Below are 24,739 nucleotides of genomic sequence, written 5' to 3'. Positions count from 1 at the left end.
CCGATGACCACAGAAGCACTGGCAGACGTGTCCCCGGACAAAGCATTTTACGACGCCGAAGCCATTGCAACCGGCGACGAGCACGTCATGTTCGTTGACGAGATTTCATCCTATTTCGCGTCATATTCAGCGCGGCTCGAGCGCGATCTGCAGGGCACCGCCGGCGTCGTGGTCGAACTTGGCGCTGGCAGCTGTGCTTTGTCCTGCAATGTCTCGCGCCTTGCCAACGCCAATCGGATCGTCGCCGCCGATATTAGCTCGAAGCGCATGTCACTCGCCATCGATCGATCGGCGGAGATATTGAAGGCAGAGCGTGAAAAAATCAGTACGGTGGAATGCGACTTTAACGGTCGCTTGCCGTTCGACGATGCGACGGTTGATGCGATTCTATTCGATGCGGCGTTGCATCACGCACGCAACATCTGGAATCTTCTAACCGAGTGCAGCCGCATTCTGCGCCCGGGCGGGAAACTTATCGCGCAGCGCGAATCCTACCTCAGCGCGCTGCGGGCCGATAAGCAGATCGGTGTCCTGCTGAAGACCCCTGAAGTGTCCGCGCAAGTTTCGGAAAACATGTACCTCAAGGCACAATATGAATATTATTTGAAGGTCAACGGATTCAGCGTCGACTTCATCCCCTATACTAATTCTCGATTAAAGCGGATCTTGGGATTCGCTAATGGCTGGCTATTCGTCGACGGATCGCTTTATTGCAGCAAGGTTTAAGCACCCTTTTGTCATCTCCACGCATTTTGAAGAATTTGACCGTAATGTCGTTTACCAGCGTTCGCCAAACCGCCCTGAAACTGATCCGGCTCATGCCCAGTCTTGACGCCAGATTGATGCGGTTGCGTCGGAAAATTCTGGCCAAAGGCAACGGCTATCCTGCGTGGGCGGCAATTGTCATGGCGGAAGGTCAGCCTTCCGCCAAAGTCGGCCCAGCCGACAGGTGCAAGGTGTTGATCGCCACGAGCATCGGATCACATCTGCCAGCGATGCAGATGGAAACAACATTGGCGGCCGCGCTTGCTCTGCGCGGCGCTGACGTCGATGCGCTGCTCTGCGATGCAATGCTTCCGGCCTGCCAGATGTGTGAGCCGCGCTTCTTTGCGGTGCCGGCAGAACTTGCGAAAAACGGACCACAACCAACGCTTTGCGGCGACTGCTTCGTCCCTGGCAAGCGCGTCTATGGCGAACTCGGTATTCCGGTCCACAGCTATTCCGACAATATCATTGCCGACGAACGCGCAACCGCGCGGCGCCTCGCCAGCGAATTGTCCATCGCCGCTATTGAAGACTTCGTGTTGGATGGTCTGCAAGTGGGCGAACACGCCAAGGCGGGAGCGCTGCGTTTTTACGCCAGCGCGTCGATCGGCCATGAACCCGATGCCGATACGATCGTTCGCCGTTATTTCGAGGCGGCGCTGCTGACCGTCTATGCCGCGGACCGGTTGATGAAGCGCGAGCAATATGACGTCGCGGTGTTTCACCACGGCATTTATGTGCCGCAGGGATTGATCGGCGAAGTCGCAAGGCGCAACGGGGTGCGGGTGGTCAACTGGAACCCGGCATATCGGCGCAATTGTTTCCTTTTCAGCCATCATGATACCTATCATCACACGTTGATGGTCGAACCGGTCGAAACCTGGGACGCGATGCCCTGGCCTGAGGCACGATCCGACAATATCCGCCGCTATCTGCGTAGCCGCTGGGAAGGCAGTAACGACTGGATTCGCTTTCACGGCGATCCCGTGTTCGGCCGCGAGCGGATTCTGCACGAAATCGGCTGCGATCCGTCGAAGCCGATCATCGCTTGCCTGACCAATGTCATGTGGGACGCGCAATTGCATTATCCAGCCAATGCGTTTGCCGATATGCTCGAATGGCTGCTCCATACGATCCGCTATTTTGCCACGCGACCCGATATCCAGTTGGTAATCCGGGTGCATCCGGCCGAGATTACGGGAACTGTGCCAACCCGGCAGCCGGTGGTCGAGGTGCTGAAGGAACATTTCAGCGCGTTGCCCGCCAATGTCTTTATTGTTCCGCCGGAAAGCGACATCAGCACCTATGTCCTGGCCGAAATGTCAGATTCGGCGATCATCTACGGGACCAAAACGGGCGTCGAACTGGCCGCCGTCGGGATCCCTGTAATCGTTGCCGGTGAAGCATGGATCCGCGGCAAGGGCTTGACCCGCGACGCGACCAGCCCTGAGAATTACGACGAGATTCTGTCGCAACTGCCGATCGGAAACCGGATGGACGACGCTGAAAGAGAACGCGCATTGAAATATGCCCACCATTTCTTTTTCCGGCGCATGATTCCTGTGCAGTGCTTTGACCAAGGGCCGGGGTGGCCACCGTTTCAATTTTCGGGGACGTCGTTCGCTGGATTGAGGGCCGGGGTTGACAGTGGGCTGGACTGTATCTGTAATGGCATATTGTCTGGAACTCCGTTCGTGTACGACGAGGTTATCCATGCATAGCGCGGCGCGAACCAGGCTGGCGTCGCGCGGCGGCGCGACCGGCGGCAAGGGAACGCCCGCTTATATTCTCCTATTGGGCCTGGGTTTCCTATTTTTACCGTTTACCAAAGCGCTGACCGTGGACATCGGCTTTCCGCTTAAAATCTACGAGCTCCTGTTCGCTGCTGCGCTGCCGACTTTCCTGCTCTCCCGTCATCCTGTCCACCTCAAGCAAAAATGGCCGTTGCTCCGTCCACTCATCTTCGCTTGGTTGGTCGCCGTTGGCTCATTTTTCGCGTTCTCCTACGCCGATGTCGGGCACCTCGGGATGGATTTTCGCGGTGGCGCGACGCTTGATGGCTTGGCCCGGGTGGCTTATCTGTTGCTCAACCTGGGCATCTTTTTCGTCATCATCGCCAGGCCATCTCTTTCAGCGTCGTCGTTCCTGGTCAACTGCTGGCTGATCGGCTGTGCGATTTCTGTATCCTATTCGGTTTATTGCGTTTTTTCCTACCTTATTTTTGGCGAAGCGTTCTTGCTTCCGGGTCTCGAACGGCACCAGTTGGGAAATTTGGGACCAATACTGGTCTCCCGTTCAGGCACGTTCGAGGAAGGAAATTTTGGCGGGCTATATTTTCTGGTCAGCGCGGCTCTCGCGCTGCATCTGCGCCGCCCGATTTTTGCGGCGATCGCGATCGTCGGTCTGATCCTGACCCAATCGACCGCGGCTTATTTCGGCCTGATCATGCTGGTCGGCGCCTATTACCTCCTCGCAAACCGCAATTTGTTCGCCTTGATCCCTTATTTTGTCGCCGCGTGCGTCGCTGCGTTCGGATTGTTCGTCTATTTCGCCGAACAAGGTAAATTCGAGGCCACCGGCAGCGCATCGGGCGCCGTCCGCTTCAACGAAGCCATGACGGGCATCAATATATGGCTGACCAGCCCGATCTATGGCGTCGGCCTAGGTCAATATGGCTTTCATTATTTCCGCAACGTCTGGGACATGTCTCTCGCCGAAGCCGTGACGTCCGAACGCCATATCGCGGCGGTCGTCTATGTCGAAATTCTCTCGGAACTTGGCATTCTCGGGCTGCTTGCTTTCGCGCTGTTCTGGACGCGCTGGGCACGGGCCATCAAGGTCGGGCATCGCAATGGGAATATCCTCTACGCCTCCACATTTGCCATTCTCGTTTCTTTCCTAGCCTACCCCACATTTAACATCGCTTTCATTTGGTGCTATTTCGGAATGGCACTGGTGCTGGTGCACTATCATATTGATGGTTCGCGCATTGCTGATGTTGGACTCTCTAAAAACAGGGCGCGTTTAAATTGATCGCCTGGAACGGACGTAATCTCAACAACCCGATGACCGGGGTGCAACGATATACAAGCGAGATCGTCTCGCGCTTGCCCCGCGATCAGTTGCTGGGCATCGCGCCCAGCGATGCGTGGTCGTCGGGCCTGCGCGGACATATGTGGGAACAGATAAGCCTGCCCTCACAGCTCGGCGGGCGCCTCTTGTGGAGCCCTGCAAATACCGGTCCTCTGGCCACCGAAAAACAGGTTCTGTCGGTTATGGACATGTCGCCGCTCGACAATCCCGAACGCTTGAGTTCAAACTTCGCCGCATGGTATGGCTTTCTGCTGCCCAAGCTTTTGCGCCGCGTCCGTGCGGTATTGACGATTTCCGAATTTTCGCGCGACCGTATCCTACATCATATCCCAGAAATCGCCGATCGCATTCGCGTCACGCCGCTGGCCGCCGATCCACGCTTCAAACGTGCCGACGCCGCACGGGTGGATATGGTTCGCCGCAAGTTCGGCATACCCACGCCGCATTATCTCATCGGGCTGGGATCGCTCGAACCGCGCAAGAATCTGCCGCGACTAATCGAGGCGTGGCGGATCGCTCAGCAGCAGCTTCCCGACGATATTTCGCTCGTCATTGCGGGAGGAGCCGGCAAGTCGATCGTCTTCGGCAATCACGATGTCGGCGAATTGCCCCGCAAGACCATTTTGACGGGCCGCGTTGACGATGACGACCTGCCAGCGCTGTACAGCGGCGCGATCGCGTCGATCTATGTCTCGCTCTACGAAGGCTTTGGCCTTCCGCCGCTTGAATCCATGTCATGTGGGACGCCGGTGATTGCATCAAATGCCGGCGCGATACCCGAGGTTGTTGGTGACAGCGCCATTCAGGTCGACCCGCTGGATCCCGAATCGATCGCTGACGGCGTTATAAGGATGATCGGCGATACCGCGATGCATCAGAATTTGTGCGAACTTGCATTGAAACGAGCGACGTTGTTCAATTGGGACGAGACCGCCCGGCTCACATGGGCGGGCATGCAAGAGGCATCTTGGTCATGAAAATCGCCATCGTGCACGATTGGCTGACGGTCTATGCCGGCGCCGAGCGCTGCCTTGAACAAATGCTCGAATGTTTTCCCGATGCCGACCTTTTCGCGTTGATCGACTCTGTGCCCGAAAAGGATCGCGCTTTCCTGAAGGGCAAGACGCCGAAAACATCCTTCCTTCAAAAGTTGCCCTTCGCAAAGACCAAATATCGAGCCTATTTGCCGCTGATGCCCTTTGCGATCGAGCAGTTCGACCTGTCGGACTATGATGTCGTGCTGACCAGCAGCCACGCCGTCGCCAAGGGCGTCCTAACCGGCCCCGACCAGCTGCATATCAGCTATACCTATTCGCCAATACGCTATGCCTGGGATCTCCAGTTCCAATATCTGACGGAGGCGGGCTTGTCGCGCGGGCTGCGATCCGTGTTAGTTCGGTGGCTGCTCCACAGGATCCGCATCTGGGATGCTCGTACATCCGCCGGCGTCGATCATTTCGTTGCGATTTCGCACTTCATCGGTCGCCGCATCCGCAAGGTGTATCGGCGCGATGCCGACGTGATTTATCCGCCGGTTGATCTCGATCATTTCGACATCGGCAACGTGAAAAGCAATTTTTACGTTACGGCGGGGCGCATGGTGCCGTACAAAAAGGTCCCTTTGATCATCGAAGCCTTTGCGACGATGCCGGACAAGGAACTGATCGTGATCGGCACCGGGCCCGAGTGGGAGAAATGCAGGGCCGCCGCAGGGTCAAATGTGACGCTGCTGGGCTGGCAATCGTCGGAATCACTGCGCGATCATCTTCAGCGCGCCAAGGCCTTTGTCTTTGCTGCAGAAGAGGATTTCGGCATCGCGCCGCTCGAAGCTCAGGCCTGCGGCACCCCGGTCATCGCGTTTAACAAGGGCGGCGCCACTGAAACATTGCGCGGTCTGGACGCGACACAGCCGACCGCGACATTTTTCGATGCGCAAACACCGGCGGCGATTTGCAGCGCGGTCGAACAGTTCGAGGCGAACGCAGGGCGAATGACGGCTCAATTCTGCCGCGAGAATGCCATGCGCTTTTCCGTCGAGCGGTTCCGCAATGAGCTGGTCGCGTTCGTTCAGACCCGGTGGGCTGCCTATAACGACGGCGCACGATAAAGACGTCCGCAGGCGAACTAGAATGCGTTTCGGTGAACCAATACCGACGCCGTGCTGATCAGAATACGCACGTCGCCTAACAAGCTCCAATTCACCACATATTCAAGATCCGCGCGCAGCCGGTTGATAAGATCAGATTTCACTAGCGTGCTGCCGCGAAACCCCCTGATCTGCGCCAGTCCGGTCAGGCCGGGTTTCACCGTGTGCCGGTACCAATAGCGCTCGTCGATATCCCAGAACAGCATTTCCTCGGCACGCGAACTGCTGGCATGCGGACGCGGGCCGACCAGACTCATGCTGCCGCGGACGACATTCAGCAGTTGCGGAATTTCGTCGATGCTGGTGCGGCGCAGAAAGTCGCCGACGCGGGTGACGCGATTGTCGCTGCGGGCCGTCGATACGGCGCCCGAGAAATCGGATGCTTCGGTCCGCATCGAGCGGAACTTCCAAATCTTGAACACCCGGTTACCCAGGCCAATTCGATCCTGGCGAAAAAACACAGGCCCGGGGCTGTCGATCTTGATCGCAATCGCGACGATGAGGAACAACGGCGCGCTAAGCGTAATCAGAATTACACTGACCACGAGGTCGAATATGCGCTTTCCGATGCGCTGATTCCAATTGAGATGACCGCTGTTCAGCAGCAACGAAGCGCGGCCATACGGATCAGTGCGTAACGATAACGCGCCCATCGCATCGAGTTCCGGCATGACGATTTCGCACGGCACGTCGAGCGTTTTGAGCGCCGCCGCCCAGTCCTGTCGCCGATCGGGAGCGCAATGAACGACGATCCGATCCATGCCCTCGGCGAGCTTGCCGAGCCGGGCGATCGCCGCAGCGTCGGTCAGATCGGGGATGATACCCATCGCCTTGGCATTCACGCCGGAAAGCCCCGCAGCCTTGTTCTGACGCACCCCGTCGAAAATCGAAAGATTGGCATAGAGATTGTCCATCCCACTGGCGCGACGGCGATTGACAACGATCAACCGCGATATGCTGATCATCGCCGCGGCGAGAAAACAGCCCAGACCGAACACCAAGCGCGAATAGTTGGCGCTGACCTTGAAGAAGAATAGAATAAGCGCCAGCGCAACGGTGGCCATTGCCAGCGCAGACAGGCCACGGCGAATGCTCGCGAGATAATTTTCGCTCAGTTCCGGGTGGTGGGCATTGTTGTAAATCGAAAAAACAAGATAAAGCGGAACCAAGACGAACAGAAAATCGCGCACGGACTCGAATCCGTAATCACCGGTGCGGAACAGCGCGGCGATGACAAAAGCCGCGACGATTGAGGTAAAATCGCCCGCGACCAGCGCGAAGGCGATCTTCCGACGGATAGCAGCACGGTTAGACGTCGGCCGCTCGCCCTCTTGGTCTAACGACTTTTCCACATGCTCCGGCATCGCATGTAATTTGAGCTCCTGCTCGGTCGTTGTAACGTCAATAATTTTCTGGACCATCGTCCACCATTTCATTCTCAGGGATGTTGCCAGCCTGAACGATATGGCGACAACTAGGGTATTTTGCGCCCGATAACAGAAATTCTGCGACAAACGACTGAATGTTGAACCACTTCGCCGAAATTTCCGCAACGCACAATCCCGCCTTGCCACTGCCGGAGGCACTCGACTAGAAGCGCCGCTCCCCTTTCCATCGCTCGGACTAAATCATGACAAAGACCGCCATCGTAACTGGCATCAGCGGCCAGGATGGAGCCTATCTGGCCGAAAACCTCCTTAATCGCGGTTATACTGTTTACGGAACTTATCGCCGGACAAGCTCGGTCAACTTCTGGCGTATCGAAGAACTGGGCATCGCCGACCACCCTAATCTCAAACTGGCCGAGTTCGATCTGACCGATCCCGGCGTCGCCATTCGCCTGCTCGACAAATCACAGGCGACCGAGATTTATAATCTCGCCGCTCAGAGCTTTGTCGGCGTCTCGTTCGAACAGCCGATCGCAACCGGGCAAATTACCGGCATCGGCCCGATCATGCTGCTCGAAGCGATTCGGATCGTGAATCCCGCCGTCCGGTTTTACCAAGCATCGACCTCCGAAATGTTCGGCAAGGTGCAAGCCATTCCGCAGGTCGAAAACACGCCCTTCTATCCGCGTAGCCCCTATGGCATCGCAAAGCTTTACGCCCACTGGATGACGATAAACTATCGCGAGAGCTATGGTATTTTTGGAACAAGCGGAATCCTGTTCAATCATGAATCGCCCCTTCGCGGTCGCGAATTTGTGACGAGAAAGATCACCGATACCGTTGCAAAGATCCAACTCGGCAAGGCCGAATTGCTCGAACTCGGCAACTTGGATGCCAAGCGCGACTGGGGGTTTGCCAAAGATTATGTCGAAGGCATGCGCCTTATGCTGCAGCATGACCAGCCCGATACCTTCGTGCTGGCCACCAATCGGACCGAAACCGTCCGCCACTTCGTGGAACTCGCGTTCAAGGCGGTCGGCGTGACGATCGCCTGGTCGGGCGAAGCGGAAGCTGAGGAAGGACGCGATTCCGCGACCGGAAAATTGCGGATCCGGATCAACCCCGATTTCTACCGCCCCGCCGAGGTGGAGTTGTTGATCGGAGACGCGAGCAAAGCGGCGGAGCAGCTCGGATGGCGGCCGCAAACCTCTCTTGAGGAACTGTGCGCACTAATGGTCGACGCCGATCTGTCGCGAAACAAGGCGGGCTGGTCCTTCTGATGCGGATCGCCGTCACCGGACTGGACGGCTTTACCGGTCGCTATGTTGAGGCGATCCTGAAGGGCATGGGCATCGAGCATGTGTCCCTTGATGCCGATCTCACCGACAGCAAGGCTGTCGAACGGGCTGTCGCCGAGACCGAATTCGATCGCCTGATCCACTTGGCCGCTATTGCATTTGCCGGGGGCGCCGACTGGCGCGCCTTTTATGATGTCAATCAATTGGGCACGGTGACCCTGCTCGAAGCCGTCGCGCGTCATCGCAAGGGCGCCCGCTGCATTCTGGCCAGTTCAGCACAAGTCTATGGGCCGGGCGCCGAGGGACTGGTGAGCGAAACTCATATCTGTAACCCCGTCGGACACTATGCGATCAGCAAATATGCGATGGAACTCGCAGCTCCCCTTTTCTCTTCATCGCTTGAGATCGTCATTGCCCGACCTTTCAATTACACCGGGGTTGGACAAGAGGCGCGCTATCTGGTGCCGAAGATCGTCGATCATTTCCGCCGCCGCACCCCGGAGATCGAACTCGGCAACCTGTTCATCCGGCGCGACTTCGGCGACGTGCGTGCGGTCGCTGAATTTTACTGCATGCTCGCGCTGACCGACACGCCGCCGTCGCACGTCAACGTGGGGACGGGCGCGCTCCATTCGATTCAGGACATCGTGGACGTCCTGACCAGCATGACAGGACATCATCCACAGCTGCGCACCAACCCGGCCTTTGTCCGCGCGAATGACGTACCGACGCTGGGGGCCGACATCAGCCTTGCAAAACAGGCATTGCCCAGCTGGGCGCCGCGGCCGATAGAGGATACGTTAGGCTGGATGCTGCGGGCTGAATGACCAATCTCTCGACGCAATTTACGTCGATAGAAACCACTGGTCCGTTCCTTCAAGGCCAACGGCGGTCAATGTCCCCGACGCATAGGCACCGGTGTCAATCCCGATGCGGTTGGCGCCAAAATCGACCGCTTCGGTAATCGTATGGCCATGGACGACCGTCCCCGGCCATCCGCCGTCGGAATTCAGGAAATCATCCCGAATCCAGCGCAAATCGGATCGGCGCTGCCGTTCAAGGATCGTCCCGGGACGCACACCGGCATGCACGAAAACATAGTCGCCGATGCGGATCATATCCTCTCCGCGGCGAATAAAATCGATATGTTCGGGCGGAACCCGCGCCGCAAGTCCCTCGGCCAATTCATCGAAACAGGCCGCGTCATAGCCCGGATCGTCACCCCAATAGCTACGAATGGTGGTGTCGCCGCCGATCCGAAAGAAATAACGAACCCGGCTGCGATCGCCGCTCAGCGCCGCGAGAAAGCATTCCTCGTGATTGCCAATCAGCAGGCGCACCGCGTCAAAAGGCGCACCCAAGCCCATCGCCCGTTCGACCACGGCGGCTGAATGCGGACCGCGATCGACCAGATCGCCCAGCAGGACCAGCGTGGTGCGCGCGGGTTCGCGGCAGGCATTGTCTGCGGCTATCTTTGCCAGCAAGGCGGCGAAAAGGTCGTCGCAGCCATGTATATCGCCAATCGCATAGGCCCGTTCGCCAGCAGGAATGCGGGGCAAAGCTGGCGAATCTTGAACGGGGCGGCGCTTGAACAGACTGAAAAGAGACATGGCGATGCGCGGGTGCCTTACCCCGGAGCAATGGTCAAGTTCGAACCGTTCGCGCCCGGCCGAGCCGAATTAAGCCGTCGGCAACTGCTTTTACGCTAATGATCCTAAAACCATCGAAGAGATTGCCATGAACGCTACCGCAAGCCCTCCCCGCATCGTTACTGTTTTCGGAACGCGCCCCGAAGCCATCAAGATGTTCCCCGTCGTTCACGCGCTGCGCGAGCAGCCGGAGATCGACGCCCGCGTTTACGTCACCGCACAGCATCGGGAGATGCTTGACCAAGTATTAGATATCGCGCGCATCATACCGGATATCGACCTTAACGTCATGCAGACTAACCAGACACTCGACGCGCTGCTTGCGCGCCTGGTTACTGGCCTCGGCGAGGCATTCGACGCCGAAAAGCCCGACCGCATCCTCGTCCATGGTGATACCCTCACCACGATGGCAGCCACCCTCGCCGCTTATTTCCGCAAAATCCCGGTCGGCCATGTCGAGGCGGGATTGCGCAGCGGTGACATCTATCACCCATGGCCCGAGGAAGTGAACCGCAAGGTCACCGGCGCGGTGGCCGACCTTCATTTCGCGCCGACGCAGACCGCCGCGAATGCGCTTCTCGCCGAGAATGTGCCCGCCGATCGTATCCATATTACGGGAAACACGGTGATCGACGCCTTGCTCGCCACCAAGGCACGAATCGACGAGGAATCCTCCCTGGCAGCCGGGCTCGATCCGCTTGTCGCACGCTTCGCCGGCAAAAGGATCATTGCCGTCACCTCGCACCGGCGCGAGAATTTCGGCGAGGGGATGAACGCCATTGCCGAATCGATCGCTGCCATCGCGGCGCGCCCGGATGTTGCGGTGGTATTTCCGGTCCATCCGAATCCGCATGTCCGTAGCGCTATGGAGCCGATCCTCGGCAACCTGGCCAATGTCGCGTTAATCGATCCGCTTGATTATCCGCATTTTGTGCGCTTGCTCGCGACGTCCGACCTGGTGCTGACCGACAGCGGCGGGGTCCAGGAGGAAGCGCCCGCGCTTGGCAAGCCCGTGCTCGTCATGCGCGAGACGACCGAGCGGCCCGAAGGTATAGAAGCGGGCACCGCCAAGCTTGTCGGAACCGACAAGGCGCGCATCGTTTCCGAAATTTTCAAGCTTTTGGACGACAAGGACGCCTATAACGCCATGGCGCGTGCCCATAATCCCTTTGGTGACGGCACGGCGGCAAAGCAGATTGCGGAGGTTGTTGCGCGTGCCCATTGATACCGAACAGAAGGTGACGGTCCTCGGACTCGGCTATATAGGCCTGCCCACCGCGGCGCTGATCGCGCGCTCCGGCTGCAAAGTCACCGGCGTCGATGTCAGCCAGTCGGTCGTCGATACCGTCAACAACGGCAAAGTGCATATCGAGGAAGTCGATCTCGACGGCCTTGTTCAGGGTGTGGTCTCTCGCGGCGCGCTCAGGGCATCGATCGAGGTCGTCGCAGCCGACACCTTTGTCATCGCGGTTCCCACCCCGCACGACGACGAGCATCGCCCCGACATCAGCCACGTCCTCTTGGCCGCGCGCGCGATCGCACCGCAGCTCGAACCGGGCAATCTCGTGATTCTCGAATCGACATCGCCGGTTGGGACGACCGAAAAACTTGCCGAGTTGATCGCCCAACTGCGCCCTGACCTCAAGGTCCCCGGCACCTGCACCGGTGCCGCCGACATCTTCATCGCCTATTGCCCCGAGCGCGTGCTGCCGGGCCGCATCCTCGTCGAACTGGTCGACAATGATCGCTGCATCGGCGGTATCACCCCGCGTTGCGCCCGCCGGGCGATGACCTTTTACCGCCAGTTCGTGCGCGGTGCCTGCGTCACCACCTCGGCGCGCGCCGCCGAAATGGTCAAGTTGGTCGAGAACAGCTACCGCGACGTCAACATCGCCTTCGCAAACGAGCTGTCGATGATGGCCGAAGAAATGGGTGTCGATGTGTGGGAAGTCATCCGCCTCGCCAACCGGCATCCGCGCGTCAACATCCTCCAGCCCGGGCCCGGCGTCGGCGGCCATTGCATCGCGGTCGACCCGTGGTTCCTCGTCCATGGTGCACCCAACCACAGCCGCCTGATCCGCACCGCGCGTGAGGTCAATCTGGCCAAGACCGCACATGTCATCGGCGCCGCCGAAATGCTGGTGTCGCAGCATCCCGACGCGCGCGTCGCCTGTCTCGGTCTCGCCTTCAAACCTAATATCGACGATTTCCGCGAAAGTCCGGCGGTCGAAGTCGCGGCGGCGCTAGCCCGCCGCTTCGGCAAGCGGATCGAGATCGTCGAACCCTATGCGCGCGGCCTGCCGACGGAATTTGCAGGGACCGGCGCCGAACTGATCGATCTCGATACCGCGCTGGCCGCCTGCGACCTGCTGATCGTCCTCGTCGATCACGAACTGTTCAAATCGATCCCGATCGAGGAACGCGCCGACAAGATCGTCTATGACACGCGCGGGCTTTGGTTGGATCAGCCGAACGCCAGCGGACCCAGCCGCCTGCACCGCGCGGCCTGACGCGCAAGACTTGACGCGCCAGCCAGGTCAGCACAGGACTGGCGAATGCTGACACGGCTTCCAACACTTGTCGTCGAAAAGCCTTGGGGCCGCACCGATATCCCGAGTGACTTCGGTGACTTCGGCGACCGGCGGATCGGTGAAATCTGGTTCGCCAACCCCGATGGCGACGATGCGCCGATCATGGTCAAATTCCTGTTCACGTCGGAACGCCTTTCGATTCAGGTCCACCCCGACGATCAGGCTGCGCAAGCCGCCGGCTTCCCGCGCGGCAAGGAAGAATGCTGGCTGGTATTGAACGCCGACGAAGGCGCTGAACTCGGCGTGGGCTTGACCGCAGAAACGACCCGCGGAAAACTGTACGATGCCGCGCTTGACGGATCGATCGTCGACATGATCGACTGGCGCCAGGCGGCAGTGAACGACTTCGTCTATAACCGCGCCGGGACGATCCATGCGATCGGCGGCGGGCTGACCGTCGTCGAGGTGCAGCAGAATGTGGACTGCACCTATCGCCTCTATGACTATGGCCGCCCGCGCGAACTGCATCTGGACGCAGGATTGAAGGTCTCCACCCCCGGCCCCGTCCATGACCCGCGCGACACCGTCGTCGATCCGGAAACCAGTCGCATGCTGGTCGATGGACCGCATTTCTACCTCGCCCAACTGGCCAGCCCCATCGATACGGCGCTGCTCGGTCGGGCGAGCGGCGAACTCACTTTCGTACCGCTCTCGGCAGGCTGTTCGGTAGCGGGCGAAACCGTCGCGTTGGGTGAAGCGGTGCTGCTCACTTATGCCGCGCAAATCGAACTCGGCAACGGCGCCCGCGCCCTTCTGACCTGGCCCGCCTGACCTCTTCCCCTTGCGGCCCTGCCGCCTGTCTCCCATATCCCCCGCCATGAGCGAAACATCTGCGCACCGTGCCGCGCCTTGGCACGGAACCACCATCCTCTCCGCCCGTACCTCCGACAAGGTCGTCGTCATCGGCGACGGCCAGGTGTCGATGGGTCAGACGGTAATGAAGCCCAACGCGCGCAAGGTCCGTCGCCTCCACGACGGTAGCGTCATCGGGGGCTTTGCCGGTGCGACCGCCGATGCATTCACGCTGTTCGAACGGCTCGAGGCCAAGCTGGAACGCCACAATGGCCAGCTGCTGCGCGCCGCGGTCGAACTGGCGAAGGACTGGCGCACCGACAAATATCTGCGCAATCTGGAGGCGATGATGATCGTTGCCGACAAGGATGTAACGTTGGTGATCACTGGCAACGGCGACGTGCTGGAGCCGAAGGGTGGCATCGCGGCGATCGGATCGGGCGGCAATTACGCCCTGGCCGCCGCGACCGCGCTCGCCGAATATGAACAGGATGCCGAAGTGCTGGTGCGCAAGGCGATGCAGGTCGCGGCCGATATCTGCGTCTATACCAACGACCAGTTCACCCAAGAAACCATTGAAATTCAGGCGTAAACACATGAACAAAGACCTGACGCCAAAGGCGATCGTCGCCGCACTGGACACGCATATCATCGGTCAGACCAACGCCAAGAAGGCGGTGGCCGTGGCGCTGCGTAACCGCTGGCGCCGCCAGCAACTGTCCGCCGACCTACGCGATGAAGTGACCCCGAAAAATATCTTGATGATCGGCCCCACCGGCTGCGGAAAAACCGAGATATCGCGCCGGCTTGCCAAGCTGGTCGATGCCCCCTTCATCAAGGTCGAGGCGACGAAGTTCACCGAGGTCGGCTATGTCGGCCGCGACGTCGAACAAATCGCGCGCGATCTGGTCGAAGAAGCCGTGCGGCTGGAAAAGGACCGCCGCCGCGAAGCGGTGCGCGCCGCCGCCGAGGAAGCCGCGATGGAACGGCTGCTCGATGCGCTCACCGGCAAAGGCGCGAGCGAGGCAACGCGCCAGAGTTTTCGCCAGCGCATCCGCGAAGGGCATCTTGACGATAGCGAGGTCGAGATCGAGGTGGCCGACGCCCCGGCCATGCCATTCGAACTGCCCGGTCAACCGGGTCAGATGGGGATGATAAACCTGTCCGACATGCTGGGCAAAGCGATGGGCGGCGCCCCCAAAAAGCGCCGCAAGCTGAAAGTCATCGAAGCCGCCACGCGTCTGATCGAGGAAGAGCAGGATAAACGGCTCGATCAGGATGACGTCGCCCGTATCGCGCTCGCCGATGCCGAAGCCAATGGCATCGTCTTTCTCGACGAAATCGACAAGATCGCGGTCAGCGATGTGCGCGGCGGTTCGGTCAGCCGCGAAGGCGTTCAGCGCGACCTACTGCCGCTGATCGAAGGAACGACCGTTGCGACCAAATATGGTCCGATGAAAACCGACCATATCCTGTTCATCGCATCGGGCGCCTTCCATGTTGCCAAACCGAGCGATCTGCTGCCCGAGCTTCAGGGCCGTCTGCCGATCCGCGTTGAACTGAACGCGCTGACCGAGGATGATTTCGTCCGCATCCTCAGCGAAACCAAGGCTGGATTGCCCGAACAATATGTGGCGTTGCTCGGTACCGAAGGTGTCACCCTGTCCTTCACCGAAGATGCGATTGCGCGCGTCGCCAAGTTGGCGGCCGAGGTCAACGAACGGGTCGAGAATATCGGCGCGCGGCGGCTCCAGACGATCATGGAGCGGCTGGTCGAAGAGGTCAGCTTTGGAGCGGAAGACATGTCGGGCACCACGCTCGCCATCGATGCTGCTTATGTCGAAAACCAGCTTTCGGAAATCGTCGGCGATACCGACCTCAGCAAATATGTGCTCTAGAGTGTGAACGTTCGGACGAACGTAATAGGGCTTCTTTTCAGCCTTTCGTTCGCCGAACTTCATTTGACTTTTTCGGTCCGTCAATGCGATAATTGGTGCGACACGGTCACAACGGGTTGCAACCGACCGGCGCGGAGACAGTAATGACAGACGAGGAAGTCGCCCCGGAACAGGGCGAGCTGGCGATTACGCGTACCGGCGACCGGCTTCGGCTGGCGCGGGAGGCTGCGGGATTGTCGCTTGCCGATGTCGCGACCCGGACGCGGATCACCCAGCGGCATCTGGCTGCTATCGAAAAATCCGATTTTTCAGAACTCCCGGGGCGGACCTATGTCACCGGGTTCGCGCGGGCCTACGCCCGTGCAGTCGACCTGCCGGAGGCCGAAGTCGGCGCCGCACTCCGCCGCGAACTCGAAGAGGACGCTTATGGCGCGCGGCCACTTTACGAAGCCTATGAACCCACCGATCCAGCGCGCCTGCCCACGGCCCGGATGACCTGGACACTGGTGATCGTCGCGTTGCTCCTGGCGTCGGCCTATGGCGTATGGCGCTTCCTGTCGGTCGAACCTGGCGAAGCGCTGATCGCCGCGCAGAATCGAGCCGCCGATGCATCCGAGGCGCCGCAAAGCGATGCCGCTGCGCCCCCGACAAGCAAAGCCGGCGCCGCGCCATCGGCGATCGCCGCCAACGCGCCGGTGGTGCTGACGGGCATTTCAGAGGTTTGGATCGGGTTCGATGATGCGGCGGGCAAGACCGAAAATTGGCGCACCCTCGATCCGGGCGAAACCTATCAGGTGCCGCCCGAATATATCGAGCAGTTCACGCTCCGCACGAGCATTCCGCAGGCGCTGAAGGTGACCGTCGGCGGCCGCGACGTCGGGGCGATCGGCCCCGCCGACACGCTGGTAAAGGGCGTTTCGCTCAAGCCCGGCGATCTGGTCGGACGCGCTGAAGGAAATGGCGCACCCAGCGCCGCGGTGCCCGGCGCGCGGGCGCAGCCAAAGGGCTGAATCGGCAATCTTTCGGGCCGACGCGAGCGGCAGCGTACCGAATTGGGTTTGCGCTGGCGCGCGTTGCCGCGTTATGTACGGTGAGATGGTTAATTGGGTGGGGGCCGAACGGCAAATGAAGATGCGTCAGATTACCTTCCTCGGAGCGGCTTCCGTCGCGCTGATGGCGACGATGCCTGCCTATGCGCAGGACGGCGCGATCGACAAGCGAGTGGAGCGTCTGGAAAAGGAAATGCGGGCGGTCCAGCGTTCGGTTTTTCCAGGCGGCAGTCCGACTTTTTTTGAAGGCGAGATCGCACCGGACAATACGCCGGGCGAACGCGCCCGCAGCAACGCGCCGGTCATCGACCTGACCGCGCGCGTCGATGCGCTCGAAAACCAGCTTCAGACGCTGACCGGGCAGACGGAACAGAACGCCTTCCATCTCCGCGAGCTGGAGAAACAGTTCACCGCGTATAAAACCGAAATGGACAAGCGTTTTGCCGATCCTGCGGCTATCGCAACCCCCGCCAGCGTTATCGCGGCCCCGGCAGTCAGACCGCCCGCTACGGCATCGACAGTCGCCGCTGCACCGACGAAAAAACCGGCGACGCCCGCCGCGAAGCCCGCCGGAACGGCGCCCGACGCAGCACGGCTCGCGCTGGTCAAGAAAGTCGAGATTCCGGCGACGGGCAATGAAACCAAAGACGCTTATGATTACGGCTACCGCCTGTGGGAAGCGAAGCTCTATCCCGAAGCGCAGGTCCAGCTGAAACAGGTGGTGACCAAATGGCCGAGCAGCAGTCAGGCCAGCTTTGCCCAAAACCTGCTTGGCCGGGCGTATTTGGACGAGGGCAAGCCCAGCCTTGCCGCGGTGGCTTTTTATAACAATTACAAGGATCGCCCCAGCAGCGCCCGCGCGCCACACAGCCTGATGTACATGGGTGTCGCGCTCGACAAGCTGGGCCGCAAGGCCGACGCCTGCAAAGCGTTCCGCGAGCTCGATGAAGTCTATGGTGATAAAGCGCCGCAGGATGTTCGTACCGATGCAGCCGCCGCAAAAACAAAAGCAGGTTGCTGACCGCGACAGCGCCGACCGGCTGGCGGGCGACCTTCGCGCGCTCGCTGGATCCGACTGGCACCGCTTCCATTACGGCGTGGCGGTGTCGGGCGGTCCCGACAGCATGGCGCTGCTCTGGTTGATGGCAACGCTGCTGCCCGGACAGGTCTGGGCGGCGACGGTCGATCATGGCCTTCGCAAAGGATCCGATGAAGAAGCGCGCATGGTGGCCAGCTTCTGCAATCGCGAACATATCCCTCATTCGACGTTGCGACCTGCCGTACCGATCACGGGGTCATTACAGGCCGCAGCGCGCGCGGAGCGATATCATCTGCTCGATCAGTGGCGTGGTGCCAACGCTCTCGACCATATTGTCACCGCGCATCATGCCGACGATCAGCTTGAAACGATCGTCATGCGGCTCAATCGCAGCAGCGGCGTCAGCGGCCTCGCTGCAATCCGCGCCCGCAATGGCGTCGTGATCCGACCACTGTTACAATGGCGGCGCAGCGATCTGGTTCACCTTGCGCTCGAAAACGACCTGCCATTTGTCGAGGATCCGTCGAACAGCAATAATCGCTTTGATCGGGCCCGTCTTCGGCTGGCGCTCAAATCGCAAACCGTGCTCGATCCTGCGGCTGCGGCGCGTTCGGCCGGCTGGCTCGCCGAGGCCGACGAAGCGATCGATTGGGCCGTCGAGCGCTTGATCGCGTCCTGGCCGGACGCCTCGGATATCGCCGTTATCCGCAACGAAACCTATCCTCCGGAGGTATTTCGCCGCATCGTCGCGCAACGGCTGCGCGCCAATGCGCCGCAGCTCGCGGTGCGCGGTGCATCACTCGACGGCGTTATCGCCGCGATGCATCAGGGGAAACGCGCGATGGTCGGTGCGCTGCTGATCGACGCCGTCCGCGGCTTTGAAGGGACGATTTGGCGCATTTCTGCTGCACCGCGCCGGAAACTGCCCAAAAAGGCCTGATTGGCTCATTGTCATTTAACGCGATTATCCTATCTTGTGGAGATAGGAGCGCGCTGCCGCGCCGATTAGGAAAGATTCCGCATGCAGGACGACAAGGAACCGCAGGGCAATCCCTGGATGAAGAGCGTGATGATCTGGAGCGGCATTTTGCTCGCCATGCTCCTCGTCGCCTCAATGTTCGGCGGAACGGCGCAGCCTGCGGGCGGTACGCTTGCCTATTCGGAATTCCGTCAAAAGATCGAGGAAGGTGCCGTCAAGGATGTCGTCCTGTCCGAAGACAAGGTGACCGGGACGCTTTCGAACGGCGACCGTTTCACCGCCAATGTCGTGCGCGATCCCGAACTGCTCAAAATGCTCAACGACAACAACGTCAAATATGACGGCAAGGCTAACGAAGCGCCCAATTTCTGGATGTATATGCTCATCCAGTCGCTGCCGTTTCTGCTGATCCTCGGCATCGCTTTCTTCGTGTTCCGCCAGGTGCAGAAGAACAATGGCTCGGGAGCGATGGGTTTTGGCAAATCGCGCGCCAAGATGCTGACCGAAAAGCAGGGCAAGGTGACCTTCGACGACGTCGCGGGTATCGACGAAGCCCGCGAAGAACTCGAGGAAATCGTTGAATTTCTGCGCGATCCGACCAAATTTTCCCGACTTGGCGGCCAGATTCCAAAGGGCGCGCTGCTGGTCGGCTCGCCAGGCACCGGCAAGACCCTGCTCGCCCGCGCCATCGCGGGTGAAGCGGGCGTCCCCTTCTTCACCATTTCGGGTTCGGACTTCGTCGAAATGTTCGTCGGCGTCGGCGCCAGCCGCGTCCGCGACATGTTCGAACAGGCCAAGCGCAACGCGCCCTGCATCGTGTTCATCGATGAAATCGACGCCGTCGGTCGCCATCGTGGTGCCGGGCTTGGCAACGGCAATGACGAGCGCGAACAGACACTTAACCAGCTTCTCGTCGAAATGGACGGCTTCGAGGCGAACGAAGGCATCATCATCGTCGCCGCAACCAACCGCCCCGACGTGCTCGATCCCGCCCTGCTGCGTCCGGGCCGCTTCGATCGCCAGGTCGTCGTTCCGCGCCCCGACATCGAAGGCCGCCAGAAGATCCTGGAAGTCCACACCCGCAAAAAGCCGCTCGCCCCCGACGTCGACCTGCGCCGCGTCGCGCGCGGAACGCCGGGCTTCTCGGGCGCCGATCTGGCTAATCTTTGCAACGAAGCGGCCTTGCTCGCAGCGCGCAAAGGCAAGCGCCTGATCGCCAATGACGAGTTCGAAGAGGCCAAGGACAAGGTCATGATGGGCGCCGAACGCCGATCGATGGTGATGACCGAGGACGAAAAGAAATCGACGGCGTATCACGAAGCCGGGCACGCCCTCGTTTCACTGCACGTCGAAGGCTGCGATCCGCTGCACAAGGTCACGATCATCCCACGCGGCCGCGCGCTGGGCGTGACGTGGAACCTGCCGGAACGCGATCGCTATTCGATGAGCATGAAGCAGATGAAGGCGCGTCTCGCGCTCTGCTTCGGCGGCCGCATCGCCGAACAGCTGATCTATGGCAAGGACGAGCTCAACACGGGCGCGTCGAACGACATCCAGCAGGCCACCGAAATGGCCCGCTCGATGGTCATGGAATATGGCATGTCGGACAAGCTTGGCTGGCTGCGCTATCGCGACAATCAGGACGAAGTGTTCCTGGGCCACAGCGTGTCGCGCGCGCAGAATATGTCGGAAGACACCGCGCGCCTCATCGACGCCGAAGTGCGCCGTCTGGTCGAAGAAGGCGAGAATGTCGCGCGCAAGGTTCTGACCGACAACCTCGACGAGCTCCATCTGCTCGCCGGTGCGCTGCTTGAATATGAAACGCTTTCGGGTGACGAGTCGAAGCGAGCGATCAAGGGTGAGGATATTGGCCGCGAGGACGATGCTGACAAGCGCGGCACACCGGTTTCAGGCCACGCCGGCTCGCTGCCGCAGATCAAGCGCAAACCGCGCCGTCCGCTGGGCGACGCCAATCCCCAGGGCGCTTAGGCCGCTCGGCCTAACGCTTTTCGATTCAGGCATTATTCATTGGCTGAGGGCAATTTGCGGGGCATGACCGTGCGGAAACAAGCTCGCATCTTGCCTGTCCTGGTTGCTGTTCCGTTGCTTTGCGCGATGGCGCCGGGCGACATGAGCGTGGCGGCTTTTCTGTCGCGAGCGGACGCGCTCGCGCCGCTCGGCCCGCTCGCACTGGCGACGCCGCAGGGCAATCAATTGAAAGGCGAGGTGGTCGCCGCGGGCAAACGCTACAAGACCCGCATCGACGCCGATCGCCGTGCGGGTCGGAAAACGACCAGTTGTCCTCCTGACTCGGGGACGCTGACCCCCGATCAGTGGCTGGCGCACCTGCGATCCTACCCCGCCGCCGTCCGCAGGACCGTCAGCGTCAACGCGGCCTTCGAGAGCTTGATGAAGAAACGCTACCCCTGCCCCGCCTGATGCGCCATGGAGCGATCGACAAAGGAGACGGCGATGACCGGTAAATCGTGGAAAACTATCGCGCTGGCGGCCGTTCTGGCGATGGGGACACAGCCTGCGGCGGCGCAGGGCACGGGCGTGCTGACGAACAAGGTGGAACTGGAAAAACTGACTCCCGCGGCCGATGGGCGCGAAGCCACAAAAACCTATACTTCGCCCGAGGTCGTTGTTCCCGGCGATCGGATTCGCCTCACGCTAATTTTCACGAACAATGGGGCTGCTCCGGCAGCGGGCGTCAACCTGACCAACCCCATTCCCGCCGCGTTGATATTCGATGGAACGAGCGACACAGCGGGATTCTCTGTCTCCGTCGATGGCGGGAAGACGTTCGGCGCGCTTGCTTCGTTGACCATCCCCATTACTGGCGCGGCACCGCGTCCCGCCGTCGCGGCCGATGTCACGCATGTTCGCTGGCTATGGCCCGACCCCGTGGCACCCGCACAAAGCCGATCGGTCGCGTTTTTCGGGCGCGTCCGGTGATCCAACGGCGGCGCTAGCCGATGACGATTTATTGCGATGAATCAGGTGGACTCAACGCGGGCGCCATGACCTTTTCGGCGGTGATGCTCACCCCGCAGGCGGCCGCCGATATCCATGCACGGTTTCGCAGCGTGACCGGGCTCCGCGGTGAACTCAAGGGCAGCCGAATTAGTGTCGTCGAGCGCGCCTATCTGCTCGAGCTGTTCGACCGCGCTGGCGGGCGCGCCTGGGTTGCCGTCGCCGAGCGCGACAAGCTGGCACAGAACCCGGGCGGAACGCTGCCCAGCGACCTCGCCCTTTACACCGCGCTGCTCAATCTTGCGATTGGACGTTGGCTACCCGAAACGGGCGGCGTCTGCACCGACGTCGTGATCGACGAGGGCCGTTACGATCCGAAGATCCTTGCGCATGTCCGCGAAGAAATACAGGCGGGGCTTGGCGCATGGGGCCGCGCGTCGCTGGCCGACAGCAAGAGAAGCGACGGGGTCCAGATCGCTGATGTGATCGCCAACAGCTTGTTCAATATCACTATAGGCTCGCAGCGGGCGCATCGCATTCAGCGAATTCTCGACCCGATGCTGGCGTCGAAAGCCATTCGCGTCGCCGAACTGACGCAGCTTCCATGAAGAAAGGGCCGCAGTTTCCTGCGGCCCCCCTGGTCTCGAAGAATCGCTATGCTTATTCGAAGTCGTTGCCACCACCCGCGGGGCTGCGCGGCGGCGCGGCAGCGGTCAGGCGAAGCGCTTCGGCCGAGCGGCTGATCGAGCTGATCTCATCCGGCGTATCATCATCGTCGACGACAACCTTCTGCAGCGACGTCGTCAGCGTTTCCTTCAGGTCCTTCGGGCGCACGGTCTGTTCGGCGATTTCGCGCAGCGCGACGACGGGGTTCTTGTCGCGGTCACGATCGACGGTCAGTTCCGAGCCGCCCGAAATTTCGCGCGCACGGTGCGCGGAAAGCAGGACCAGGTCGAAGCGGTTGGGAATCTTGTCGACGCAATCCTCGACGGTAACGCGGGCCATGTTATTTCCTTAGATATAGGAGAGACCAGCCTTTTTAGGAGGCGTGGCGGCAAGCGCTGCGCGCTAGCAGCAAGGCCCGTCCCTGTCAATCTAAGCGCCGCCCTTGCGGGTCTTGCGACGCCCCGCCTATGAGCAAGCCATGACCGAAGCGCCCCGCCCCGCCCGCGATCCCGATACGCTGACCGCTGACGTCGCCGGGCACCGACTGGAAGTCATCGTCGACGGCGACCAGCGCCTGAAACGCATTCTTGCGCTACTCGCCGGCGCCATCCGCAGCATCGACATCGTCATGTATATCTTCGAGCATGATGCCGCCGGGACGCGCGTCCTCGATGCAATGACAGCAGCCGCGCGACGCGGCGTCCGGGTGCGCGCGGTGATCGACAGCTTCGGTTCGTCGGATATATCCGACAGTATCTTCGGGTCGCTGCGCGCCGCCGGCGGCAGCGTGACGTTTTTCTCGCGGCGCTGGCGTTCAAGCTATTTGATCCGCAACCACCAGAAATTGCTGTTGATCGACGACGACGTGGCGGTGACCGGCGGGTTCAACATCGCGACCCCCTATCTTGGCACGCATCCGGACAATTGCTGGTTCGACCTGGGCGTCGTCGTGCGCGGGCCGTCGGTGGCGCGGATGGTCGCCTGGTTCGAGGAAATCCACGATTACACCGTGAACAACGACGGCAAGCTGTTGATGCTCCGCCGCCTGATCCGCGAATGGCCCGTCGAGGCGGGACCGGTGACCTGGCTGGTCGGCGGACCGACCCAGCGGCTGTCGCCCTGGGCGCGCGCGGTGCGGACCGACCTAAAGAGCGCGCGCCAGCTCGATATGGTGATGGCCTATTTCTCGCCAGGTCAGGGCATGCTGCGTAGGTTGGGTCGTGTCGCGCGGCAGGGCCGGGCGCGCTTCATCATGGCGGCAAAGTCCGACAACGCCGCGACGATCGGTGCCTCGCGCCTGCTCTATGGCTATCTCCTGCGCAAACACGCGCAGATATGGGAATATCGCCCATGCAAGCTGCATATGAAGCTGATCGTCATCGACGATATTGTCTATGTCGGCACCGCCAACTTCGACATGCGTAGCCTGTTCGTGAATGTCGAAGTGATGCTGCGCGTGGTCGATGCAGGTTTCGCCGAACGGATGCGCGGCTTCATAGCGGCGCAGCAGTACGACTGCGACGACATCACCCCTGCCGAGCACAAAGCGCGCGCTGGCTGGCTCACCCGGCTGCGCTGGACGCTGGCTTGGCTCGTTGTGGGTGCGGCGGACTATACGGTTTCGCGGCGGCTCAATTTCGGGCTCGGCGAGACCGACCCTGATCTGGAAGTTTAGTCTTTCCAGCCCCAGAACAGGAAGCAAGGCGGCACGTTGACCCATTCGAACGCATTGTCGATGCGGGCGAAGTACGGCGCGAGGAAATCGCGGGCGCGGGCGCGGAACTGATAGACAAGGAACGCGCCGCCGGGGCGCAGCACACGATGAGTGGCCGCCGCGATCGCGGGGCCAACCCCGGCAGGAAGCGTCGAAAACGGCAAGCCCGACAACACATAGTCGGCCTTTTCAAAGCCGTGCGCCGCGATGATCGCCTCGACGTCGGACGCCGACCCATGAACCGGGATAAAGCGGCTGTCGCGGATGTCCTTGCGCAGATAGTCGATAAAATCTTCGTTGGTGTCGATCGCGATCAGCGTGGCATCGCCCGCCATACGCTCGAGTACCGGGCGGCAAAAGGTGCCGACCCCCGGGCCATATTCCACGAACAGCCTGGTGTTTTTCCAATCGACCGGTCGCAGCATGTGGCGGATCAGCGTCGGCGACGACGGTACGATCGATCCCACCATGACGGGATGCTTGATAAAACCGCGGACAAACATGCCCCATGGTCCGAAAAAGCGCTTCAGCCTCCCGCGAAACCGACGGGCCAGCGGAACTTTCGTTTCTTGGGCCTGCGCCCGCGGATTGGTCATGTTGGCTTTCGCGTTGTTTCGGTTGCCCATGGCGTGGCAAAAACGGGGCGATGGCGCAAGGAAAGAGTCGGTCTTGACTCTGGACAGTCCGATCCTCGCG

24 protein-coding genes are annotated in these 24,739 nt (G+C 60.7%); 20 read left to right on the top strand and 4 right to left on the bottom strand.

Annotation, left to right across the window (positions count from 1 at the left end):
* The first annotated feature begins 3 nt into the window (after positions 1 to 3).
* The 5 genes from ACQY6T_RS04965 (at position 4) to ACQY6T_RS04945 (ending at position 5,965) form a co-directional block, all read left to right on the top strand.
* A complete protein-coding gene (locus ACQY6T_RS04965; protein WP_428629123.1) occupies positions 4 to 726 on the top strand; it encodes a class I SAM-dependent methyltransferase in 723 nt (240 codons plus the stop codon).
* Positions 727 to 1,001: 275 nt separating this feature from the next.
* Complete coding sequence (locus tag ACQY6T_RS04960) at positions 1,002 to 2,486, top strand: hypothetical protein (protein WP_428629120.1); 1,485 nt, start codon at positions 1,002 to 1,004, stop codon at positions 2,484 to 2,486.
* Entirely contained in the window at positions 2,479 to 3,798 is a 1,320-nt protein-coding gene (locus ACQY6T_RS04955; protein ID WP_428629118.1) for an O-antigen ligase family protein, read from the top strand. The genes ACQY6T_RS04960 and ACQY6T_RS04955 overlap by 8 nt, the downstream gene beginning before the upstream one ends.
* Entirely contained in the window at positions 3,795 to 4,835 is a 1,041-nt protein-coding gene (locus ACQY6T_RS04950) for a glycosyltransferase family 4 protein (protein WP_428629116.1), read from the top strand. Before ACQY6T_RS04955 ends, ACQY6T_RS04950 begins: the two co-directional genes overlap by 4 nt.
* Complete coding sequence (locus tag ACQY6T_RS04945) at positions 4,832 to 5,965, top strand: glycosyltransferase family 4 protein (RefSeq protein WP_428629113.1); 1,134 nt, start codon at positions 4,832 to 4,834, stop codon at positions 5,963 to 5,965. Before ACQY6T_RS04950 ends, ACQY6T_RS04945 begins: the two co-directional genes overlap by 4 nt.
* A 17-nt stretch (positions 5,966 to 5,982) precedes the next feature.
* Here ACQY6T_RS04945 and ACQY6T_RS04940 read toward each other — a convergent pair whose 3' ends face one another.
* Positions 5,983 to 7,440: an exopolysaccharide biosynthesis polyprenyl glycosylphosphotransferase gene (locus tag ACQY6T_RS04940; RefSeq protein ID WP_428629111.1), complete on the bottom strand. Its 1,458-nt coding sequence runs from the start codon at positions 7,438 to 7,440 to the stop codon at positions 5,983 to 5,985.
* Positions 7,441 to 7,634: 194 nt separating this feature from the next.
* Between ACQY6T_RS04940 and gmd the strand changes: the two genes are divergently transcribed.
* Together gmd and ACQY6T_RS04930 are read left to right on the top strand one after the other, a co-directional pair.
* The gene (gene gmd / locus ACQY6T_RS04935; RefSeq protein ID WP_428629108.1) at positions 7,635 to 8,672 is read left to right on the top strand and encodes a GDP-mannose 4,6-dehydratase; all 1,038 of its coding nucleotides are present in this window, start codon (positions 7,635 to 7,637) and stop codon (positions 8,670 to 8,672) included.
* On the top strand, positions 8,672 to 9,517 hold the full coding sequence (locus ACQY6T_RS04930) for a GDP-mannose 4,6-dehydratase (RefSeq protein WP_428629105.1): 846 nt from the start codon (positions 8,672 to 8,674) through the stop codon (positions 9,515 to 9,517). Before gmd ends, ACQY6T_RS04930 begins: the two co-directional genes overlap by 1 nt.
* Positions 9,518 to 9,535: 18 nt before the next feature.
* Here the strand turns inward: ACQY6T_RS04930 and ACQY6T_RS04925 are convergent, their stop codons facing one another.
* Complete coding sequence (locus tag ACQY6T_RS04925; protein WP_428629102.1) at positions 9,536 to 10,300, bottom strand: metallophosphoesterase family protein; 765 nt, start codon at positions 10,298 to 10,300, stop codon at positions 9,536 to 9,538.
* 127 nt (positions 10,301 to 10,427) lie between these two features.
* Between ACQY6T_RS04925 and wecB the strand changes: the two genes are divergently transcribed.
* From wecB to ACQY6T_RS04865, 12 genes are all read left to right on the top strand, one after another.
* Positions 10,428 to 11,564, top strand: a complete 1,137-nt coding sequence (gene wecB / locus ACQY6T_RS04920) for a non-hydrolyzing UDP-N-acetylglucosamine 2-epimerase (protein ID WP_428629099.1) — start codon at positions 10,428 to 10,430, stop codon at positions 11,562 to 11,564.
* On the top strand, positions 11,554 to 12,849 hold the full coding sequence (gene wecC / locus ACQY6T_RS04915) for a UDP-N-acetyl-D-mannosamine dehydrogenase (RefSeq protein ID WP_428629096.1): 1,296 nt from the start codon (positions 11,554 to 11,556) through the stop codon (positions 12,847 to 12,849). Before wecB ends, wecC begins: the two co-directional genes overlap by 11 nt.
* 45 nt (positions 12,850 to 12,894) lie before the next feature.
* Entirely contained in the window at positions 12,895 to 13,701 is an 807-nt protein-coding gene (locus ACQY6T_RS04910; RefSeq protein WP_428629094.1) for a class I mannose-6-phosphate isomerase, read from the top strand.
* A 46-nt stretch (positions 13,702 to 13,747) separates the two neighbouring features.
* Positions 13,748 to 14,314, top strand: coding sequence for an ATP-dependent protease subunit HslV (hslV, locus tag ACQY6T_RS04905; RefSeq protein ID WP_428629091.1), 567 nt, complete (start codon positions 13,748 to 13,750; stop codon positions 14,312 to 14,314).
* A 4-nt stretch (positions 14,315 to 14,318) separates the two neighbouring features.
* Positions 14,319 to 15,620 (top strand): ATP-dependent protease ATPase subunit HslU, encoded by a 1,302-nt coding sequence (gene hslU / locus ACQY6T_RS04900; protein WP_428629089.1) that lies wholly within the window; start codon positions 14,319 to 14,321, stop codon positions 15,618 to 15,620.
* A gap of 143 nt (positions 15,621 to 15,763) precedes the next feature.
* On the top strand, positions 15,764 to 16,630 hold the full coding sequence (locus tag ACQY6T_RS04895; protein WP_428629086.1) for a helix-turn-helix domain-containing protein: 867 nt from the start codon (positions 15,764 to 15,766) through the stop codon (positions 16,628 to 16,630).
* 115 nt (positions 16,631 to 16,745) lie between these two features.
* Positions 16,746 to 17,690, top strand: a complete 945-nt coding sequence (locus ACQY6T_RS04890; protein WP_428630378.1) for a tetratricopeptide repeat protein — start codon at positions 16,746 to 16,748, stop codon at positions 17,688 to 17,690.
* Positions 17,644 to 18,648, top strand: coding sequence for a tRNA lysidine(34) synthetase TilS (gene tilS, locus ACQY6T_RS04885; RefSeq protein ID WP_428629083.1), 1,005 nt, complete (start codon positions 17,644 to 17,646; stop codon positions 18,646 to 18,648). The genes ACQY6T_RS04890 and tilS overlap by 47 nt, the downstream gene beginning before the upstream one ends.
* An 81-nt stretch (positions 18,649 to 18,729) precedes the next feature.
* Positions 18,730 to 20,676: an ATP-dependent zinc metalloprotease FtsH gene (gene ftsH / locus ACQY6T_RS04880; protein ID WP_428629080.1), complete on the top strand. Its 1,947-nt coding sequence runs from the start codon at positions 18,730 to 18,732 to the stop codon at positions 20,674 to 20,676.
* A gap of 126 nt (positions 20,677 to 20,802) precedes the next feature.
* Positions 20,803 to 21,126 (top strand): hypothetical protein, encoded by a 324-nt coding sequence (locus tag ACQY6T_RS04875; protein WP_428629079.1) that lies wholly within the window; start codon positions 20,803 to 20,805, stop codon positions 21,124 to 21,126.
* Between the two features lie 33 nt (positions 21,127 to 21,159).
* The gene (locus ACQY6T_RS04870) at positions 21,160 to 21,645 is read left to right on the top strand and encodes a hypothetical protein (RefSeq protein ID WP_428629077.1); all 486 of its coding nucleotides are present in this window, start codon (positions 21,160 to 21,162) and stop codon (positions 21,643 to 21,645) included.
* A 65-nt stretch (positions 21,646 to 21,710) separates the two neighbouring features.
* Positions 21,711 to 22,271, top strand: coding sequence for a DUF3800 domain-containing protein (locus ACQY6T_RS04865; protein WP_428629075.1), 561 nt, complete (start codon positions 21,711 to 21,713; stop codon positions 22,269 to 22,271).
* 52 nt (positions 22,272 to 22,323) lie between these two features.
* Here the strand turns inward: ACQY6T_RS04865 and rpoZ are convergent, their stop codons facing one another.
* Positions 22,324 to 22,668, bottom strand: a complete 345-nt coding sequence (gene rpoZ / locus ACQY6T_RS04860) for a DNA-directed RNA polymerase subunit omega (protein WP_428629073.1) — start codon at positions 22,666 to 22,668, stop codon at positions 22,324 to 22,326.
* Positions 22,669 to 22,807: 139 nt separating this feature from the next.
* Between rpoZ and ACQY6T_RS04855 the strand changes: the two genes are divergently transcribed.
* Entirely contained in the window at positions 22,808 to 24,004 is a 1,197-nt protein-coding gene (locus tag ACQY6T_RS04855) for a phospholipase D-like domain-containing protein (RefSeq protein ID WP_428629071.1), read from the top strand.
* Here the strand turns inward: ACQY6T_RS04855 and ACQY6T_RS04850 are convergent.
* Positions 24,001 to 24,639, bottom strand: coding sequence for a class I SAM-dependent methyltransferase (locus tag ACQY6T_RS04850; protein WP_428630377.1), 639 nt, complete (start codon positions 24,637 to 24,639; stop codon positions 24,001 to 24,003). The genes ACQY6T_RS04855 and ACQY6T_RS04850 overlap by 4 nt on opposite strands.
* Positions 24,640 to 24,739: the final 100 nt, after the last annotated feature.

Origin of the sequence: Sphingopyxis sp., assembly GCF_965279725.1 — a bacterium.
Taxonomy (GTDB): Bacteria; Pseudomonadota; Alphaproteobacteria; order Sphingomonadales; family Sphingomonadaceae; genus Sphingopyxis.
The sequence above is the reverse complement of the archived record's forward strand: the minus strand, read 5'-3'. Positions and strand labels throughout refer to the sequence as shown.

Coding starts and splice junctions, on each gene's coding strand:
- ACQY6T_RS04965 (WP_428629123.1), top strand. CDS start 4: ATGACCACAGAAGCACTGGCAGACGTGTCCCCGGACAAAGCATTTTAC.
- ACQY6T_RS04960 (WP_428629120.1), top strand. CDS start 1,002: ATGGAAACAACATTGGCGGCCGCGCTTGCTCTGCGCGGCGCTGACGTC.
- ACQY6T_RS04955 (WP_428629118.1), top strand. CDS start 2,479: ATGCATAGCGCGGCGCGAACCAGGCTGGCGTCGCGCGGCGGCGCGACC.
- ACQY6T_RS04945 (WP_428629113.1), top strand. CDS start 4,832: ATGAAAATCGCCATCGTGCACGATTGGCTGACGGTCTATGCCGGCGCC.
- ACQY6T_RS04940 (WP_428629111.1), bottom strand. CDS start 7,440: ATGAAATGGTGGACGATGGTCCAGAAAATTATTGACGTTACAACGACC.
- gmd (WP_428629108.1), top strand. CDS start 7,635: ATGACAAAGACCGCCATCGTAACTGGCATCAGCGGCCAGGATGGAGCC.
- ACQY6T_RS04930 (WP_428629105.1), top strand. CDS start 8,672: ATGCGGATCGCCGTCACCGGACTGGACGGCTTTACCGGTCGCTATGTT.
- ACQY6T_RS04925 (WP_428629102.1), bottom strand. CDS start 10,300: ATGTCTCTTTTCAGTCTGTTCAAGCGCCGCCCCGTTCAAGATTCGCCA.
- wecB (WP_428629099.1), top strand. CDS start 10,428: ATGAACGCTACCGCAAGCCCTCCCCGCATCGTTACTGTTTTCGGAACG.
- ACQY6T_RS04910 (WP_428629094.1), top strand. CDS start 12,895: ATGCTGACACGGCTTCCAACACTTGTCGTCGAAAAGCCTTGGGGCCGC.
- hslV (WP_428629091.1), top strand. CDS start 13,748: ATGAGCGAAACATCTGCGCACCGTGCCGCGCCTTGGCACGGAACCACC.
- hslU (WP_428629089.1), top strand. CDS start 14,319: ATGAACAAAGACCTGACGCCAAAGGCGATCGTCGCCGCACTGGACACG.
- ACQY6T_RS04895 (WP_428629086.1), top strand. CDS start 15,764: ATGACAGACGAGGAAGTCGCCCCGGAACAGGGCGAGCTGGCGATTACG.
- ACQY6T_RS04890 (WP_428630378.1), top strand. CDS start 16,746: ATGAAGATGCGTCAGATTACCTTCCTCGGAGCGGCTTCCGTCGCGCTG.
- tilS (WP_428629083.1), top strand. CDS start 17,644: ATGTTCGTACCGATGCAGCCGCCGCAAAAACAAAAGCAGGTTGCTGAC.
- ftsH (WP_428629080.1), top strand. CDS start 18,730: ATGCAGGACGACAAGGAACCGCAGGGCAATCCCTGGATGAAGAGCGTG.
- ACQY6T_RS04875 (WP_428629079.1), top strand. CDS start 20,803: ATGGCGCCGGGCGACATGAGCGTGGCGGCTTTTCTGTCGCGAGCGGAC.
- ACQY6T_RS04870 (WP_428629077.1), top strand. CDS start 21,160: ATGACCGGTAAATCGTGGAAAACTATCGCGCTGGCGGCCGTTCTGGCG.
- ACQY6T_RS04865 (WP_428629075.1), top strand. CDS start 21,711: ATGACCTTTTCGGCGGTGATGCTCACCCCGCAGGCGGCCGCCGATATC.
- rpoZ (WP_428629073.1), bottom strand. CDS start 22,668: ATGGCCCGCGTTACCGTCGAGGATTGCGTCGACAAGATTCCCAACCGC.
- ACQY6T_RS04855 (WP_428629071.1), top strand. CDS start 22,808: ATGACCGAAGCGCCCCGCCCCGCCCGCGATCCCGATACGCTGACCGCT.
- ACQY6T_RS04850 (WP_428630377.1), bottom strand. CDS start 24,639: ATGACCAATCCGCGGGCGCAGGCCCAAGAAACGAAAGTTCCGCTGGCC.